A 17,258-nucleotide genomic window follows, 5' to 3' on the forward strand; every position below is an offset into this window, starting at 1 on the left:
GTGTGGTGTGTCCTGTCGCGGCGGATCGGATCGGCAAGACACCGCAGGCACACGTCAGATTGCTTTCGATTCGGAAACAATCGGGGTATCGTCATAAACAAATAGCCACGCAATAAGGGGCAGGTGATGCGAGCAGTGATGTTGGGGCTTTCAGCCCTTTTGACCGGGATCGGCCCATCATGGGCGGCGGGTGCGGTAGAGGAGTCTCTGCGCCCGCAATTGCGGCCCGGGTCGGGGCTGATCACGGCGGCGGCGGTGGTGGTGAACGATGCGCCGGTGCGCGTGTTGCGCCCGCAACTGCGCCCCGAGGGGCTGCGCGCCATCCCGGTCACCTCCAACCCCGGCTTTGACCGCTGGATCGCCGGGTTTCGGGGCCGGGCGGCGGCGCAAGGGATCAGCAGGCGGGTGTTTGACAGCGCCTTTCGCGGCGTGCGCTACGATCCCGAGGTCGTGGCCAAGGATCGCAACCAATCCGAATTCAAGCGCGAGATCTGGGATTATCTCGACAGTGCCGCGTCTCCCGTGCGGGTCGAGAACGGGCAGCGCGCATTGCGTCAGCAGGGCCGCGCGCTGAACCGGATCGAGGCGCATTACGGTGTCGAGAAAGAGATCGTGACGGCGGTCTGGGGGATGGAGAGCACCTATGGCGAGCGGCTGGGTGATCTGCCGCTGATCGGCTCGATGGCAACCTTGGCCTATGACGGGCGGCGCGGGGCGTTCTTTGAGAAACAACTGATTGCCGCGCTGAAGATCCTGCAATCGGGCGATGTGACGCCCGACAAGATGAAAGGCTCCTGGGCCGGGGCGATGGGGCACACGCAGTTCATGCCCACGTCCTATGAGGCCTATGCGGTGGATTTCACCGGCGACGGCAAGCGCGACGTGTGGTCGGATGATCCGACCGACGCGCTCGCCTCGACCGCCGCCTATCTCAAGCGGTTCGGCTGGCGCAAGGGCATGCCCTGGGGCGTCGAGGTGCGGGTGCCGCGCGGCGCGTCCTACGGCGGCACGAGCCGGATGCCGTCGGATTGGGCGGCGCGGGGTGTCGTGGGCATCGACGGGCGACCGGTGCGCGATTTCGGCTCGGCGCGCATCCTGCAACCGGCGGGGCCTGCGGGCGCGTCCTTCATGGTCTTTGCCAATTTCGACGTGATCAAGCGTTACAATAACGCCGATGCCTATGCGCTGGGCGTCGGGCACCTGTCGGACCGGATCGCGGGCGGGCCGCCGATCCAGGCCAGCTGGCCGCGCGGCTATGATCCGCTGAGTTTCGACGAGCGCAAGGAGATGCAGCGCCGCCTCAGACGCAAGGGCTTTGCCGTGGAGAAGATCGACGGCATCGTCGGTCCCAATACCGTGGCCGCGATCCGGGCCTTTCAACGGTCGGTGGGGGCGGCGCAGGACGGCCTGCCGTCGCAGCAGTTGCTGGCGCTGCTCAAGCGGTCGTGACACCAGAGAGGGGGACGGTTTTCGCCCCTCTCGCGCTGATAGCGCAAACGTCTGCCGGGGGTTTGGGCAGGGTCCGGGCCATGGGAATCGCAAATTCGTAAGAAAATGTGATGTTTTTTGCTGGGTAAAAAGCGCGCATTCGGTCGCACTTGGGGTAAGCCTTTGAAAGCAAGCGGTATTCTATAGTATACAATTGATTTCAAGCGGCTTGCCCGACACGGAAGGCTCTGCTACACCCCAGCCGAATTTCGATGTTTCGCAAGTTTCATCGTATGCCAACGCCCCCGGATGTGACCCGCCGTCACAGCTGCTCAACCGGGGCCAGATTATCGGAAGGGTGGACGTGTCCGAACCAGCTTCGATTTCTTCCGGCATTGCCGCGCGCTATGCCACTGCAATCTTCGAGCTTGCGAAAGAGGCCAAATCGCTGGCCAAGCTCGAAGCGAACCTCAATGACCTGTCCGCAGCACTTGGCGAAAGCGCTGAGCTGCGCGATGTCATCGCCTCTCCGGTGCTGAGCCGTGACGAGCAGGGCAGGGCGATTGCCGCAATTGCAGACAAGATGGGGCTGGTCCCCGAACTGCGCAATGGTATGGCGCTGATGGCCGCCAAGCGGCGCCTGTTCGTGCTGCCGCAACTGATTGCCCAGCTTGACGAGATGATCGCCGAGGACAAGGGCGAGGTGAAGGCCGAAGTGACCAGCGCCAAGGCGTTGACCAAGGCACAGTCCGACAAGCTGGCGAAAACCCTCAAGGCCCAGATCGGCCGCGATGTGAAACTGAATGCGACCGTTGATGAAAGCCTCATCGGCGGTCTTGTTGTCAAAGTGGGCTCGAAGATGATCGACACCTCGATCCGCTCGCGGCTCGATTCCCTCCAGAATGCAATGAAAGAGGTCGGATAAATGGGTATCCAAGCAGCAGAGATTTCTGCGATCCTGAAGGACCAGATCAAGAATTTCGGCCAGGAGGCCGAAGTTGCCGAGATCGGTCGGGTTCTGTCCGTGGGCGACGGTATCGCGCGGGTTCATGGTCTGGACAATGTCCAGGCGGGTGAACTTGTCGAGTTTCCGGGCTCGATCATGGGCATGGCGCTCAACCTCGAGGCCGACAATGTCGGTGTCGTGATCTTCGGGTCCGACCGTGACATCAAGGAAGGCGACACCGTCAAGCGCACCAAGTCCATCGTGGACGTGCCGATCGGCGACGAGCTCTTGGGTCGTGTCGTGGACGGTCTGGGCAACCCGCTGGATGGCAAGGGCCCGATCAAGACGAAAACCCGTGGTCTGGCCGATGTGAAGGCCCCCGGCATCATCCCGCGCAAATCGGTGCACGAGCCGATGGCGACCGGCCTCAAGTCGGTGGACGCGATGATCCCGATCGGCCGTGGCCAGCGCGAGCTGATCATTGGTGACCGTCAGACCGGCAAGACCGCCGTGGCGCTTGACGCGATCCTCAACCAGAAGACCTATAACGAGGCTGCGGGCGACGACGAGAGCAAGAAGCTCTATTGCGTCTACGTGGCTGTGGGCCAGAAACGCTCGACCGTGGCGCAGCTGGTGAAGAAGCTCGAAGAGAGCGGCGCCATCGAATATTCCATCGTCGTGGCCGCCACCGCATCCGACCCCGCGCCGATGCAGTTCCTCGCGCCCTACTCCGCGACCGCCATGGCCGAGCATTTCCGCGACAATGGCCGTCACGCCCTGATCGTTTATGATGACCTTTCCAAGCAGGCCGTGGCCTACCGCCAGATGTCGCTGCTTCTGCGTCGTCCGCCCGGGCGTGAAGCCTATCCGGGTGACGTGTTCTATCTCCACTCCCGCCTGCTGGAGCGGTCCGCCAAGCTCAACGAAGACAATGGCTCGGGCTCGCTGACGGCACTGCCGATCATTGAAACCCAGGGCGGTGACGTCTCGGCGTTCATTCCGACCAACGTGATTTCGATCACCGACGGCCAGATCTTCCTTGAAACCGAACTGTTCTATCAGGGCATCCGCCCCGCCGTGAACACCGGTCTGTCGGTGTCGCGTGTGGGCTCCTCGGCTCAGACCAACGCGATGAAGTCGGTTGCCGGTCCGGTGAAGCTGGAACTTGCGCAGTATCGCGAAATGGCGGCCTTCGCGCAGTTCGGCTCTGATCTCGACGCGGCGACGCAGCAGTTGCTGAACCGTGGCGCGCGTCTGACCGAGTTGATGAAGCAGGCGCAGTATTCGCCGCTGACCAACGCCGAGATCGTCTGCGTGATCTATGCGGGCACCAAGGGCTATCTGGACAAGATCAAGGTTGGCGATGTGGGCCGCTATGAGCAAGGGCTGCTCAAGCATCTGCGCGGCAAGCATCAGGATCTGCTGGATCACATCACGACGGAAGATCCCAAGATCAAGGGTGAGGCCGAGGACAAGATCAAGGCCGCGCTGGACGAATTCGCCGCTGACTTCGCGTAAGGGGGAGATAAGGCAATGCCGAATCTCAAGGACCTGAAAAACCGGATCTCGTCGGTCAAATCGACCCGCAAGATCACGAAGGCCATGCAGATGGTCGCCGCGGCGAAACTTCGCCGCGCTCAGGAGGCCGCGGAAATGTCGCGGCCTTACACCGAACGCTTCAACGCGGTGATGAAGAAACTCGCGGCCTCGGTGGGTGACGCCGAGAACGCGCCGCGGCTTCTGGCCGGGACGGGCGAGGACAAGGTGCATCTTCTGGTGGTGATGACCGCCGAGCGTGGCCTTTGCGGTGGCTTCAACGCCAATATCGCCAAGCTGGCCAAGGCCGAGGCGGCGGACCTGCTGGCCAAGGGCAAGACCGTGAAGATCATCACCGTCGGCAAGAAGGGCCGGGACGCGATGAAGCGCGACTATGGTCAGTATTTCGTGGATCACGTCGATCTCACGGAGGTCAAGCGTGTGGGCTATGCCGATGCGCAGGCGGTGGCGGCCAATGTGCTCAACCGGTTCGACGCCGGTGAGTTCGATGTGGCCAAGATCTTCTACTCGCAGTTCGAGAACGTGGTGACGCAAATCCCGACCAAGCAGCAGATCATTCCTGCTGACGTGGGCGATCTGGACGAGGCCGATACCGAGACCTTCTACGAGTATGAGCCCGACGAGACGGCGATCCTCGCCGATCTTCTGCCGCGCGGCGTGGCGACGCAGATCTTCAGTGCGCTGTTGGAAAACGGAGCCTCGGAACAGGGGGCGCGGATGTCCGCGATGGACAACGCCACCCGCAACGCGGGCGATATGATCGACAAGCTGACCATCGAATACAACCGTTCGCGTCAGGCCGTGATCACCAACGAGCTGATTGAAATCATTTCCGGCGCGGAAGCGCTGTAAGAAAAACCGGAGACGAAACATGGCAAATGCAAAAGGCAAGGTGACACAGGTCATTGGCGCCGTTGTGGACGTTCACTTTGACGGCGATCTGCCAGCCATTCTGAACGCGCTGGAAACCGACAATAACGGCAAGAAGCTGGTGCTCGAAGTGGCGCAGCATCTGGGCGAGAACACCGTGCGCACCATCGCGATGGACGCGACCGAAGGTCTCGTGCGCGGTCAGGACGTGAAAGACAGCGGCTCGCCGATCTCGATCCCGGTGGGCAACGCCACGCTGGGCCGCATCCTCAACGTCATCGGCGAGCCGGTGGACGAGGGCGCGCCGATCAAGGCGAGCGAATATCGTTCGATCCACCAGCCTGCGCCGGAATTCGCGGAGCAGTCGACCGCCTCCGAGATCCTCGAGACCGGGATCAAGGTGGTGGATCTGCTGGCTCCTTATGCCAAGGGCGGTAAGATCGGCCTCTTCGGCGGTGCCGGTGTGGGCAAGACGGTTCTGATCATGGAGCTGATCAACAACATCGCCAAGGTGCACTCGGGCTACTCGGTCTTCGCCGGTGTGGGTGAACGGACCCGTGAGGGCAACGACCTCTATCACGAGATGATCGAATCGAACGTGATCAAGCCCGACAATCTGGAAGAGAGCCAGGTTGCGCTGGTCTACGGCCAGATGAACGAGCCTCCGGGCGCGCGTGCGCGTGTGGCCCTGACCGGCCTGACGCTGGCCGAGCAGTTCCGCGATCAGTCGGGTTCGGACGTTCTCTTCTTCGTCGACAACATCTTCCGCTTCACGCAGGCGGGTTCCGAGGTGTCGGCGCTTCTGGGCCGTATTCCTTCGGCCGTGGGCTATCAGCCGACGCTGGCCACCGACATGGGCGCGATGCAGGAACGCATCACCTCCACCAAGCAGGGCTCGATCACCTCGATTCAGGCCGTCTACGTGCCTGCGGACGACCTGACCGACCCGGCGCCGGCCACGACATTCGCGCACCTCGACGCCACGACCGTTCTCAGCCGTGCGATTTCCGAGCTTGGCATCTACCCCGCCGTGGACCCGCTCGACTCGAACTCGCGCCTGATGGACCCGCAGATCGTGGGCGAAGAGCATTACGCCGTGGCGCGTGACGTTCAGGGTATTCTGCAGCGCTACAAGTCGCTTCAGGACATCATCGCCATTCTCGGGATGGACGAACTCTCCGAAGAGGACAAGCTGACCGTGGCGCGTGCCCGGAAAATCCAGCGTTTCCTCAGCCAGCCCTTCGACGTGGCCAAGGTGTTCACCGGCTCGGACGGCATTCAGGTGCCACTGGAAGAGACGATCAAGTCGTTCAAGGCCGTGGTCGCCGGTGAATACGATCACCTGCCCGAAGGCGCGTTCTACATGGTCGGCGGGATCGACGATGTGATCGCCAAGGCCGAGAAGATGGCGGCAGACGCGGCGTAAGTGTGGGGTGGGGGGGGTCCCCCGCCGTTCACTGCAAGAGGAGGCCAATATGGCTGAGACAGTGCAATTCGATCTCGTGAGCCCCGAGCGTCTTCTGACCTCGGTGGCGGCCCGTGAGGTGCAGATCCCCGGGGCCGAGGGTGACATGACGGCGATGCCCAATCATTCGCCGCTCATCACCACGCTGCGTCCTGGTATCGTCCGGGTGTCGGGCCCCAAGGGCGACACCGAATATGTCGTCACCGGCGGCTTTGCCGAGATCAACGGCGAGAGCATCTCGATCCTGGCGGAACGTGCCGTGGCCCGTGAGGACATGACGCAGGAGGCCTACAAGGCGATGGTCGCCGAGGCGACCGACCGTTTGGCCAACGCGCAGGAAACCTATGTCAACGAGCCCGGCCCGGTGGACGAGGCGGCCAAGCTCCTGTCGGACATGGTGGCGATCGGCGATCATATCGGGCTCTCGGCGAACTGAGCCAGGGGCACGAGCCGGTCTTGAAAGGGGTTGCATCGCAGCCCCTTTTTTCGTGCCGCGCTGCCGGTCGGCAGGCGTGAACTGGACAAGGCCGATGCCGCGTGCGCTAATTCACAGACCGAGCCGGAGGACGACATGGATCATACAGCGAAGTTCGAGCGTTTTTGCGCGCTTCATCAACGGGCGGGTGCTTTTGTAATGCCGAACCCGTGGGATGCTGGTTCCGCGCGCATGCTGGCAAGCCTCGGCTTCGAGGCGCTGGCGACGACGAGCGCGGGCTATGCTTTTTCCGTAGGCAAGCGAGACTCCTTCGCCGGGCTGGGCCGGGACGAATTGCTGGCAAATGCCCAGCAGATCGTGCAGGCCTGCGATTTGCCGGTCACGGCGGATCTTGAAGACGGGTTCGGGCCTGCGCCGGAAACCTGCGCCGACACCATCCGACTAGCCGCCGACATCGGGCTTGTCGGCGGTTCGATTGAGGATGCGACGGGTCATGAAACCGCGCCGATCCACCCGTTGCCACTGGCCGTCGAGCGTGTTGCAGCCGCGTCGGAGGCGGCGCGTGATCTTCCGTTTCTGCTGACGGCGCGGGCGGAGAATTATCTCTGGGGACGTCCTGACCTGTCGGACACAATCCGGCGTCTTCAGGCCTTTTCCGAGGCGGGCGCGGATGTGCTCTATGCGCCGGGTCTGCCGGACCTCGAAGCGATCCGCACAGTTTGCCGAGAAGTGGACAAGCCGGTGAACGTGGTGATGGGGTTGAGCGGTCCGTCGCTGTCGGTTGAGGCCTTGGCAGAGGCGGGCGTGCGCCGCATCAGTGTCGGCGGCTCTTTCGCGCGGGCCGCGTTCGGGGCGCTGAGAAGGGCCGCCGAGGAGGTGCGTGAGCATGGCACGTTCGGTTATGCCGCCGATGCCATTCCCGACCGGGAACTGGCGGCGCTCATGTCCCAGGATTAATCGGTCACCCGGGACTGAGCCTGCCACGGTTCGCGGCCCTTTTTTCTTTTTCGGTTCTCAATTCTGCCAGAAATCCGTAATAATTCAGGCAGGATAGCAAAGGCGTGCGCATGCAGGTATTCATCAATCAGGCCATCGGCGTGGATCAGGGGGACGACGTGCTGTTCTCGGATTACGAGGATGGCGGCACTATGTGGACCGGCAGCGGCGCGCGTGAGCGGCGCAAGATGATCACCTTCGCGACCGAGTTCAAGGACGAGCCGGTCGTGCATGTCTCGATGTCGCTCTGGGACATGGACAGCGCCACCAATGCCCGTGCCGACGTGACCGCCGAAAAGATCACGCGCACGGGATTCGACGTGGTGTTCCGGACATGGTCGGACACGCGCGTGGCGCGGGTGCGGGTGCGCTGGCTGGCGATTGGCGCGGCCTTTCACGAGGATGACTGGCAGGACGTCTATTGAGAGGCTGTCAGCGCGGTCCCGTTTTCGCTTTACTTCGCATCGCTCTGTGGCAGTGAGGGGTGGATGAGACACGCCTTGCCACATATCCGCGCCGGCCAGGTGGTGGGCCTTCTGGGCGGGTCGTTCGATCCGCCGCATGCCGGCCATCTGCATATCAGCCGCGAGGCGCTGCGCCGCTTCGGGCTGGATCGGCTGTGGTGGCTGGTGAGCCCCGGAAACCCGCTCAAGCCGCATGGGCCCGCACCCTTGGCCGAGCGGATGGCGGCGGCGCGCGCGATGGTGGATCATCCGCGCATGGCCGTCACCGATGTCGAGGCCCATGCCGGGACGCGCTATACTGCGCAGACGCTGATCGCGCTGCGCCATGCCGCGCCGGGGGTGCGGTTCGTGTGGCTGATGGGGGCCGATAATCTGGCGCAGTTTCATCGCTGGCAGGATTGGCAGAGCATCATCGAGAGCGTGCCGGTGGGCGTGCTGGCCCGCCCCGGAGAGCGTATTTCGGCGCGGATGTCGCCCGCTGCGCGGATCTATCGCCATGCCTTTCTGCCCGCCCGGGCAAGCCGTCTTTTGGGGCGGGCGACGGCCCCGGCCTGGTGTTTCGTCAACGTGCCGATGATGGATATTTCCTCGACCGCGCTGCGTGCGCAGAGTGGTGGCGATGCGGGTCGTAAAACGTGATACGGCGCGCGCCGAATCGCGATTGCACCGCGCGGCGTGCTGCGTTTAACTCGGCCTCATGAGACATCCATTTACCAGACGTCTGTTCCTTGGTGCGGCGCTCTCGGGCATGGCGGGTGCGGCCCTTGGCGGGGCGCCTGCCGTCTCGCTGCGCCCGGTGGCGCGGCCCGGTGGCGGCGCGGCGCGGCTGGCCCCAAGCGCGGAGGCGCTGGTTGCCGAGGCGCAGCTATCGGGGCAGGTGGGCTATGCGGTGGCCGATGCCGCGAGCGGCCAGGTTCTGGAGGAGGGCGATGGTGCCACCGGCCTGCCGCCCGCCAGCGTCACCAAGGCGGTAACGGCGCTTTATGCGCTGGATACGCTCGGTCCCGGCTACCGGTTCGAGACCCGGCTGTTCGCCACCGGCGTGCTGGAGGGCGGCGTGCTCAAGGGCGATCTGGTGCTTGCGGGGGGCGGTGATCCGACGCTCGACACCGATGCGCTGGCGGCGCTGGCGGCGGGGCTCAAAAAGGCCGGTGTCCGCGAGGTGCGCGGGCAGTTCCGCGTCTGGGGCGGGGCGGTGCCGTTCAAGCGCGCGATCGACGAGGGCCAGCCCGAGCATGTCGGCTATAACCCCGCGATTTCGGGGCTGAACCTCAATTACAACCGCGTGCATTTCGAATGGAAGCGCGCGGGCGGAAAATATACCGTCTCGATGGATGCGCGCACCGCGCGTTATCGCCCGGATGTGACCGTGGCGCGGATGCAGATCGCCGATCGCAGCGTGCCGGTCTATACCTACCGCGATGCGGGCGGGCGCGACGACTGGACGGTGGCGCGCGGCGCGCTGGGCAATGGCGGCGCGCGCTGGCTGCCGGTGCGCAAGCCCGAGCTTTACGCGGCCGAGGTCTTTGCCACCTTCGCGCGCTCGCACGGCATTGATCTTGGCAAGCCCGCGCTGCAGGACAGCGCGCCGCAGGGCGGGGTGGTCGTGACACATCACAGCGCGCCGCTGCGCGATATCCTGCGCGACATGCTGAAATATTCCACCAATCTCACCGCCGAGATGGTGGGTCTGATGACCACCGCAAAGCTGAAGGGCCGTGCCTTGCCGCTGGAGCGATCCGCGCAGGCGATGAACGAGTGGGCGGCGCAGCGCCTCGGAATGACCGGCACCGCGCTTCGCGATCATTCGGGGCTGAGCGACCGGTCTCGTCTGACCGCGGCGGCGATGGCCAAGGGGCTGGCGCGGGCGCATGACGCGGGGTTGCTGCGGCCGCTCTTGCGCGAGCACCGGATGCGCGACGCAAACGGGCGCGAGCAGCGCAATCATCCGGTCAAGGTCGTGGCCAAGACCGGCACGCTCTATTTCGTGAGCAGCCTTGCGGGCTATGTGCGCACGCCGCAGGGGGCCGATCTGGCCTTTGCGATCTTCACCGCAAGCGACAGCCTGCGCAGCCGGATCGACCCCAAGCGCGACGAGCGCCCGCCCGGTGCGCGCGGCTGGAACCGGCGATCGAAGCAATTGCAACAGGCGTTGATCGAACGCTGGAGCGCGGTTTACGGCGGGTGAGGCTGTGGGGGTTGCGACCTGACAAAGTTGGCCTGTTGCGGACATAAGCGCCCGGCCAGAAGGTGCCGCGCGATCGCCAGGCCGCGGGACGGCCCGGCGATCGCGCGGCACCTTCGGTGCGTATCGCGCGGGATGCGGCAACGGCAGCAACCCGCCGCCCACCGCGCCTCTCACCCCTTTCCGCCGAACACCGGCGCGCGACCAGCCATGTTGGCGGCGATCTGTTCCATCTGGTCCGGCTGCCCGATGAGCGCCGCCTGTTCGCGGCTCTCCTCCATCAGCACCGCATCCTCGCCCGCACCGCTCTCGGCCACGGCGATGAGCCGCTTGGCCGCGCGGATCGCCGAGGGGCTGCGGGTGGCGATCTCCTGCGCCAGATCACGCGCGGCGGTCAACGGATCGTCGGCGATTTCCGTCACCAGACCCCATGCCTCGGCCTGCGCGGCGGGGATCGGGCTTGCGGTATAGGTCAGCCGCCGGATCACGTCCGAACGGGTGAGGCGCGGCAAGAGCGCCATGCCGCCCATGTCGGGGATGAGACCCCATTTCATCTCCATGATGGCCAGCTGCGCCTCGGGGGCCGCGATGCGGATATCGGCCCCGAGCGCAAGCTGAAACCCCGCGCCATAGACCGCCCCCTGCAGCGCCGCGATCACCGGCACCGGCAGGCGGTGCCAGACCATCGCCACCTCCTGAAAGAGGTTGGTATTGCCGTGGCTGCGCGGCAGGATCAGCGCTTCGGGATCGCCACGGGCCAGCGCGGCAAAGCTCATCACGTCGAGCCCGGCGCAGAACGACTGCCCCTCGCCCGAGAGGACGACGGCGCGGATATCGGCCTCGGTCAGCGACTGTCCGGCGGCAACGATGGCCTCGGCCATCTCCGGATCGACGGCGTTGCGTTTGTCGGGGCGGGTCAGGGTGACATGGGCGATGTGATCGCGGATATCGGTGGTGACACGGGGCATGGGCGGTCCTCCTTGGCCGTATGAAACACGGGCCGTGCGGCGCAGGCCAGCGGAACGTGGCGGCAGACCCTTGCAGCGCCGCGTTGCATCCCGTTAACTGCCCCCATGATCGGACCCCGTTACACATCCCTTGTCGAGAGCCTGCCCGCCAACGTGCCTTTCGTGGGCCCCGAGGAACAGGAGCGCGCGCGCGGTGCGCCCTTTGCCGCGCGGCTGGGTGCGAATGAGAGCCTGTTTGGCCCGTCGCCCAAGGCGCTTGCCGCGATTCGGGCCGAGGCGGAGCAGGTCTGGAAATACGGCGACCCGACGAGCCACGACCTGCGCGCGGCGCTGGCGGAGCACATGGGCGTTGCACTGGAAAACGTGCTGGTGGGCGAAGGGATCGACGGGCTTCTGGGCAATCTGGTGCGTCTGCTGGTTGCCCCCGGCGATGCGGTCGTCACCTCGGACGGGGCCTATCCGACGTTCAACTACCATGTCGTGGGGTTTGGCGGCGCGTTGCACAAGGTGCCCTATCGCGACGATCGCGAGGATCTGGGTGCGCTCATTTCGAGGGCGCGCGAGGTGGATGCCAAGCTCATCTACTACGCCAATCCCGACAACCCGATGGGCACATGGGCGCGGGGCGCGGATGTTCTGGCCGCGCTCGACGATCTGCCTCCGGGCTGTCTGCTCTGCCTTGATGAGGCCTATGTCGAATTCGCCCCCGAGGGCACGGCGGCAGAGATCGCCGCAGACGACCCCCGCGTGATCCGCATGCGCACCTTTTCAAAGGCTTACGGCATGGCGGGCGCGCGCATCGGCTATGCGGTGGCGGCGACGGCGCTGATCAAGAGCTTCGACAAGATCCGCAACCATTTCGGCATGAACCGGATGGCGCAGGCCGGGGCGCTTGCGGCGCTGCACGATGCCGACTGGCTGGCGCATGTGCAGGCCGAGGTGGCCCGCGCGCGCGACGAGATTGCGCGCATCGCGGGCGAAAACGGGCTGCGCGCCATCCCATCGGCCACCAATTTCGTCGCCGTCGATTGCGGGCGCGACGGAGATTTCGCGCGCGCCGTGCTGGCGGCGCTGGTGGCGCGGGGCGTGTTTGTGCGCATGCCTTTTGTCGTCCCGCAGGATCGCTGCATCCGTATCAGCTGCGGGCGGGCCGCCGATCTGGCGGTGTTGGCCGAGGCGTTACCCGAGGCATTGGCCGAGGCGCGCGGATAGCTGCGCGTCGGCGTCGCAGTAAAAAATTTCACCTGACAGGGGCGATTCTTGCGGTACACTCCACCCATGCGACGTGGAAACCTGAAAGCGGCCCCGAATTACACCAATGCCGCCCTCGTGATGGGGGCGGTCAACCTGTTGTGGGTGTTCATGGTGATCTGGGCGACGCTCGGGTTTCTGGCGGTGCTGGTGACGGGCTTTGTCCTCGACAAGCTGATCCTGTGGTGCGCGCGCAGGCGGTCGGGCGGGGCCGCACGCGGCTGATCGCTGCTGGCCCCGGCACCGTTACCGCAAACCCGCTTCACCCTGACGCCCCGACAGGCTAGAAGGCTGCCAAAGCAAGGCAGGAGAGAGCATGTCCGAACCCGTCGTCCTGTGCATCCTCGATGGTTGGGGGCTGAGCGAGCGCGCCGAGGCCAATGCGCCGCACCTCGCACATACGCCGAATTTCGACCGTCTGATGCAGACCTGCCCCACCGCCACGCTGATCACCCATGGCCCCGATGTGGGCCTGCCGCGCGGGCAGATGGGCAATTCCGAGGTCGGTCATACCAATATCGGCGCGGGGCGCGTTGTGGCGATGGACCTGGGGCAGATCGACCTTGCGATTGAAGATGGCAGTTTTGCCCGCAACGCGGCGTTGCAGCGGTTCATTGCGCAGTTGCAGGGCAGCGGCGGCACGGCGCATCTGATGGGGCTGGTGTCGGATGGCGGGGTGCACGGGCACCTGCGCCATATCGTGGCCGCCGCCCGGGTGATCCGCGAGGCGGGCGTGCCGGTGATCCTGCACGCGATCACCGACGGGCGCGACGTTGCCCCGCGCTCGGCCCGCAGTCATCTGGCGCGGCTGATCGAGGACCTGCCCGAGGGGGTGCGTATCGCCACCGTCACCGGGCGCTATTTCGCGCTTGATCGCGACAATCGCTGGTCGCGGGTGCAGGAGGCCTTTGAGGCGATGGTGCGGGGGCAGGGCCTGCGCGCCGCCGATCCGCGCATGGCCGTGACCAATGCCTATGCGCGCTCCGAGAGCGACGAGTTCATCGCCGCCACGGTGATCGGCGATTACCGCGGTGTTGCCCCGGGTGACGGGCTGTTCTGTCTCAACTTTCGCGCCGACCGGGCGCGCGAGATATTGCAGGCGATGGTCGATCCTGATTTCGACGCGTTTGCGCGCGGCGCGTTGCCCGAATGGGCAGCGACGCTGGGCATGGTGGAATATTCCGACGCGCATAGCGCGTGGCTCGACACGGTGTTTCCGTCGCGCGATATCGTCAACACGCTGGGGGCCTGGGTCGCGGATCACGGGTTGCGGCAGTTTCATCTCGCCGAGACCGAGAAATACCCGCATGTGACCTTTTTCCTCAACGGCGGCAAGGAAGAGCCCGAGGCGGGCGAGGCGCGCTACATGGCGGCGTCGCCGGATGTGGCGACATACGATTTGCAGCCCGAGATGTCGGCGGCGGAGGTGACCGATCATCTGGTTGGGGCCATTCGTGACGGCTATGATCTGATCGTCGTCAACTATGCCAATCCGGACATGGTCGGCCATACCGGCGACCTCAAGGCCGCAATGGCCGCCTGCGAGGCGGTGGATGCAGGGCTTGGCCGGGTGCTGGAGGCGTTGGAGGCGGCGGGCGGCGCGATGATCGTGACCGCCGATCACGGCAATTGCGAGGTCATGGTCGATCCCGAGACCGGCGGGCCGCATACCGCCCATACGCTCAATCCGGTGCCGGTGATTCTCGTGGGGGGGGCCGGTGGCGCGCAGCTGCGCGAAGGCGGCAGGCTGGCCGATCTGGCCCCCACCGTGCTGGCGCTGATGGGCTTGCCGCAGCCCGTTGAGATGACCGGCGAAAGCCTTTTGACGTGAGGGCGCTGTGGGCCTGCGTCATGGGGTTCGCGCTGGCCGCGATGCCGGTCGCGGCAGAAGAGCCATCGGTCGCGGCGCGCGCGGCGGCGGATCAGCTGAACCGGGCGGCCGAGCAACTGGCACGCGCCGAGGGCGCGCAGAACCGCGTCAAGGCGCTGACCCAGGTGATCGGGGCCTATGAGGACGGGCTGGAGGCGATGCGCGAGGGGCTGCGCCGGGCCGCCCTGCGCGAACAGGCGCTGGGTGCGGAATTGCAGGCGCGCGACGACGAGATTGCGCAGCTTCTGGGCGTGTTGCAGACCATGGGCGCGGCCCCGGTGCCGGTGCTGATGATGCACCCGGCGGGACCGGTGGGCACGGCGCGGGCGGGCATGATCCTGTCCGAGGTGGCCCCGGCGCTGGATGCCCGCGCGATGGGTCTGCGCGACAAGGTGCAGGAACTGAGCGTGTTGCGCGCCTTGCAGCAGAGCGCGGCGGACAAGTTGCAGGACGGGCTGGAGGGCGTGCAGGCGGCGCGCACCGCGCTGAGCGAGGCCATGGCCGAGCGCACCAGCCTGCCGCGCCGCTTCACCGAGGACCCGGTCAAGACCGCTCTGCTCATTGCCTCGACCGAGACGCTGGAGGGGTTTGCCAGCGGGCTGAGCGAGATCGCGGTGGACGAGGCCCCCGGCAGCCTGCCCGAGATCACCCCGCGCAAGGGCAATCTGGCGCTGCCGGTCGAGGGCGTGATCCTGCGCCGGGCAGGCGAGGCGGACGCGGCGGGCATCACCCGGCCCGGCATCGTGGTGGCGGCGCGCCCGCGTGCCCTGGTCACCACACCCGCACCTGCGACGGTGCGCTATCGCGGCCCCTTGCTCGACTACGGAAATGTGATCATTCTGGAGCCGCAAGCCGGGATTCTTCTGGTGTTCGCCGGGCTTGATGTTGTTTATGGTCAGACCGGTCAGGTCCTGCCCGGGGGCAGTCCGGTGGGCCTTATGGGTGGGGCGGGCGCGGAAGGCGATCTGCTTTTGGCCGCAGATATGTCACAGGCGGGTGCCCAAAGAAGCCAGACGCTCTATATCGAAGTGCGTCAAGACAATTCACCGGTGGACCCGTTGACGTGGTTCAGAACCGACAAGGAAGAGTGAGACATGAAAAAATTCCTGATGGCCGCCTCCGTTGGCATCCTGACAGGGGCGATCGCGACGACACAGGTGGCGGCCCCCCTTCTGGCGCAGGAGAGCGAGAAATCGAGCAATGTCTACGAGCAGCTTGATCTTTTCGGCGATATCTTCGAGCGCATTCGCGCGCAATATGTCGAGGAGGTTGAGACCAAGGAGCTGATCGAGGCGGCGATCAACGGCATGCTGACCTCGCTCGATCCGCATTCCAGCTATCTCTCGCCGGATGATGCCGAGAACATGCAGGTGCAGACGCGCGGCGAGTTCGGCGGTCTGGGCATCGAGGTCACGCAGGAGGACGGTTTCGTCAAGGTGGTCTCGCCGATGGACGGCACCCCCGCCGATCAGGCCGGGATCGAGTCGGGCGATTTCATCACCCATGTCGATGGCGAAAGCGTGCTGGGCCTGACCCTGAACGAAGCGGTCGACCTGATGCGCGGCCCGGTGGGCAGCGAAATCGTGATCACCGTGGTGCGCGAGGGCCAGCCCGAGCCCTTTGACGTGTCGATCATTCGCGACACGATCGAGCTTACGGCGGTGCGCGCCCGCACCGAGCGCGACGCCGTGGTGCTGCGGGTCACGACCTTCAATGACAACACCTTTCCCAATCTCGAAAGCGGTCTGAAAGAGCAGGTCGAGGCGCTGGGTGGCATGGAGAATGTCAGCGGCATCGTGCTCGATCTGCGCAACAATCCCGGCGGTCTTCTGACGCAGGCGATCAAGGTGTCGGATGCGTTTCTCGACAAGGGCGAGATCGTGAGCACGCGCGGGCGCGATCCGCAGGATGGCGAGCGCTTCAACGCGACGCCGGGCGATCTGGCGGGCGGCAAGCCCATCGTGGTGCTGATCAATGGCGGTTCCGCCAGCGCGTCGGAGATCGTCGCAGGGGCCTTGCAGGATCATCACCGGGCCATTGTGGTCGGGACCAAGAGTTTCGGCAAGGGTTCGGTCCAGACGGTGATGCCGCTGCGTGGCAACGGCGCGATGCGTCTGACCACGTCGCGCTATTACACGCCGTCGGGCCGGTCCATTCAGGCGCTCGGGGTCAGCCCCGATATCCTTGTGCAACAGCCGCCGCGCAGCGAGCAGACGGAGGAAGAGGAGGAGACCCGTCCCGGTCGCTCCGAGGCCGATCTGCGGGGCCGTCTGAACAATGACAGCCTGAGCGAGGACGAGATCAAGCAGATCGAAGAGGACCGCGCGCGCGCCGAAGAGGCCGCCAAGCTGCGCGAGGAGGATTACCAGCTGGCCTATGCCGTGGATATCCTGCGCGGATTGTCGGTGATGGGCGGCAACCAGCCCGAGTGAACGGCGCTTGATTGAAAGATGCAAAACCCCGTCCGCCTTGCGCGGGCGGGGTTTTGGTTTGGGGGTGGAATGGCCTTTAGAGCGGGTTGCGAGCTTTCTGATTCAGATTCCCATGAGGCTTGATTTGTGATTCCCTGTCTGCATGGCAGATATGGGGGTTTGAGATGGGTAAGCCACATCCTATGGCACTTCGTGAGAGGGTCGTCGCGTTTGTGGAGGAAGGGCATTCCCACCGCGCAGCAGCCGCGCGGTTTCGGGTTTCAGTGAAGTTCGTGAACGATATGGTGATCCTGAAACGTGAGACAGGTGAGCTTGAGCCGCGCCGACAAGGTAATGGCGGCGGGCATGGAAAGCTGGCCCGTCTGCGGGACTGGATCGCGGTGCGGATGA

The 17,258-nt window shown here is 65.2% G+C and carries 16 protein-coding genes; 15 read left to right on the plus strand and 1 reads right to left on the minus strand.

Going from position 1 to position 17,258, the window contains the following annotated elements:
* Positions 1-126: 126 nt before the first annotated feature.
* From BMX04_RS08245 to dacB, 10 genes are all read left to right on the plus strand, one after another.
* Positions 127-1,449, plus strand: a complete 1,323-nt coding sequence (locus BMX04_RS08245; RefSeq protein ID WP_074785785.1) for a lytic murein transglycosylase — start codon at positions 127-129, stop codon at positions 1,447-1,449.
* Positions 1,450-1,786: 337 nt separating this feature from the next.
* A complete protein-coding gene (locus BMX04_RS08250) occupies positions 1,787-2,353 on the plus strand; it encodes a F0F1 ATP synthase subunit delta (protein ID WP_050661025.1) in 567 nt (188 codons plus the stop codon).
* On the plus strand, positions 2,354-3,892 hold the full coding sequence (gene atpA / locus BMX04_RS08255) for a F0F1 ATP synthase subunit alpha (RefSeq protein ID WP_074785786.1): 1,539 nt from the start codon (positions 2,354-2,356) through the stop codon (positions 3,890-3,892).
* Between the two features lie 15 nt (positions 3,893-3,907).
* On the plus strand, positions 3,908-4,783 hold the full coding sequence (locus BMX04_RS08260) for a F0F1 ATP synthase subunit gamma (RefSeq protein ID WP_074785787.1): 876 nt from the start codon (positions 3,908-3,910) through the stop codon (positions 4,781-4,783).
* A 19-nt stretch (positions 4,784-4,802) separates the two neighbouring features.
* The gene (gene atpD, locus BMX04_RS08265; RefSeq protein ID WP_074785788.1) at positions 4,803-6,227 is read left to right on the plus strand and encodes a F0F1 ATP synthase subunit beta; all 1,425 of its coding nucleotides are present in this window, start codon (positions 4,803-4,805) and stop codon (positions 6,225-6,227) included.
* Positions 6,228-6,276: 49 nt separating this feature from the next.
* Entirely contained in the window at positions 6,277-6,702 is a 426-nt protein-coding gene (locus BMX04_RS08270; RefSeq protein ID WP_074785789.1) for a F0F1 ATP synthase subunit epsilon, read from the plus strand.
* Positions 6,703-6,837: 135 nt separating this feature from the next.
* The gene (locus BMX04_RS08275) at positions 6,838-7,659 is read left to right on the plus strand and encodes an isocitrate lyase/PEP mutase family protein (protein WP_074785811.1); all 822 of its coding nucleotides are present in this window, start codon (positions 6,838-6,840) and stop codon (positions 7,657-7,659) included.
* 110 nt (positions 7,660-7,769) lie between these two features.
* Positions 7,770-8,123: an H-type lectin domain-containing protein gene (locus BMX04_RS08280; RefSeq protein ID WP_074785790.1), complete on the plus strand. Its 354-nt coding sequence runs from the start codon at positions 7,770-7,772 to the stop codon at positions 8,121-8,123.
* Between the two features lie 63 nt (positions 8,124-8,186).
* On the plus strand, positions 8,187-8,801 hold the full coding sequence (locus BMX04_RS08285) for a nicotinate-nucleotide adenylyltransferase (protein ID WP_074785791.1): 615 nt from the start codon (positions 8,187-8,189) through the stop codon (positions 8,799-8,801).
* A 58-nt stretch (positions 8,802-8,859) separates the two neighbouring features.
* The gene (gene dacB / locus BMX04_RS08290; RefSeq protein WP_074785792.1) at positions 8,860-10,350 is read left to right on the plus strand and encodes a D-alanyl-D-alanine carboxypeptidase/D-alanyl-D-alanine endopeptidase; all 1,491 of its coding nucleotides are present in this window, start codon (positions 8,860-8,862) and stop codon (positions 10,348-10,350) included.
* Between the two features lie 170 nt (positions 10,351-10,520).
* On the opposite strand, the gene BMX04_RS08295 is transcribed toward dacB, so the two are convergent.
* Positions 10,521-11,315 (minus strand): crotonase/enoyl-CoA hydratase family protein, encoded by a 795-nt coding sequence (locus BMX04_RS08295; RefSeq protein WP_074785793.1) that lies wholly within the window; start codon positions 11,313-11,315, stop codon positions 10,521-10,523.
* Between the two features lie 105 nt (positions 11,316-11,420).
* On the opposite strand from BMX04_RS08295, the gene BMX04_RS08300 reads away from it, so the two are divergent.
* The 5 genes from BMX04_RS08300 (at position 11,421) to BMX04_RS08320 (ending at position 16,868) form a co-directional block, all read left to right on the plus strand.
* A complete protein-coding gene (locus BMX04_RS08300; RefSeq protein ID WP_074785794.1) occupies positions 11,421-12,527 on the plus strand; it encodes a pyridoxal phosphate-dependent aminotransferase in 1,107 nt (368 codons plus the stop codon).
* 66 nt (positions 12,528-12,593) lie between these two features.
* Positions 12,594-12,791, plus strand: coding sequence for a hypothetical protein (locus BMX04_RS08305; RefSeq protein WP_050661036.1), 198 nt, complete (start codon positions 12,594-12,596; stop codon positions 12,789-12,791).
* Between the two features lie 91 nt (positions 12,792-12,882).
* Positions 12,883-14,397 carry a 2,3-bisphosphoglycerate-independent phosphoglycerate mutase gene (gpmI, locus tag BMX04_RS08310; protein WP_074785795.1) on the plus strand — a complete coding sequence of 505 codons (1,515 nt, stop codon included), beginning with the start codon at positions 12,883-12,885 and terminating at the stop codon, positions 14,395-14,397.
* A gap of 20 nt (positions 14,398-14,417) precedes the next feature.
* Positions 14,418-15,527 carry a murein hydrolase activator EnvC family protein gene (locus tag BMX04_RS08315; RefSeq protein WP_074785796.1) on the plus strand — a complete coding sequence of 370 codons (1,110 nt, stop codon included), beginning with the start codon at positions 14,418-14,420 and terminating at the stop codon, positions 15,525-15,527.
* A 3-nt stretch (positions 15,528-15,530) separates the two neighbouring features.
* Positions 15,531-16,868, plus strand: coding sequence for a S41 family peptidase (locus BMX04_RS08320; protein WP_074785797.1), 1,338 nt, complete (start codon positions 15,531-15,533; stop codon positions 16,866-16,868).
* Positions 16,869-17,258 lie beyond the last annotated feature (390 nt).

This window comes from Roseovarius tolerans, from assembly GCF_900109855.1.
Lineage (GTDB): Bacteria > Pseudomonadota > Alphaproteobacteria > Rhodobacterales > Rhodobacteraceae > Roseovarius > Roseovarius tolerans.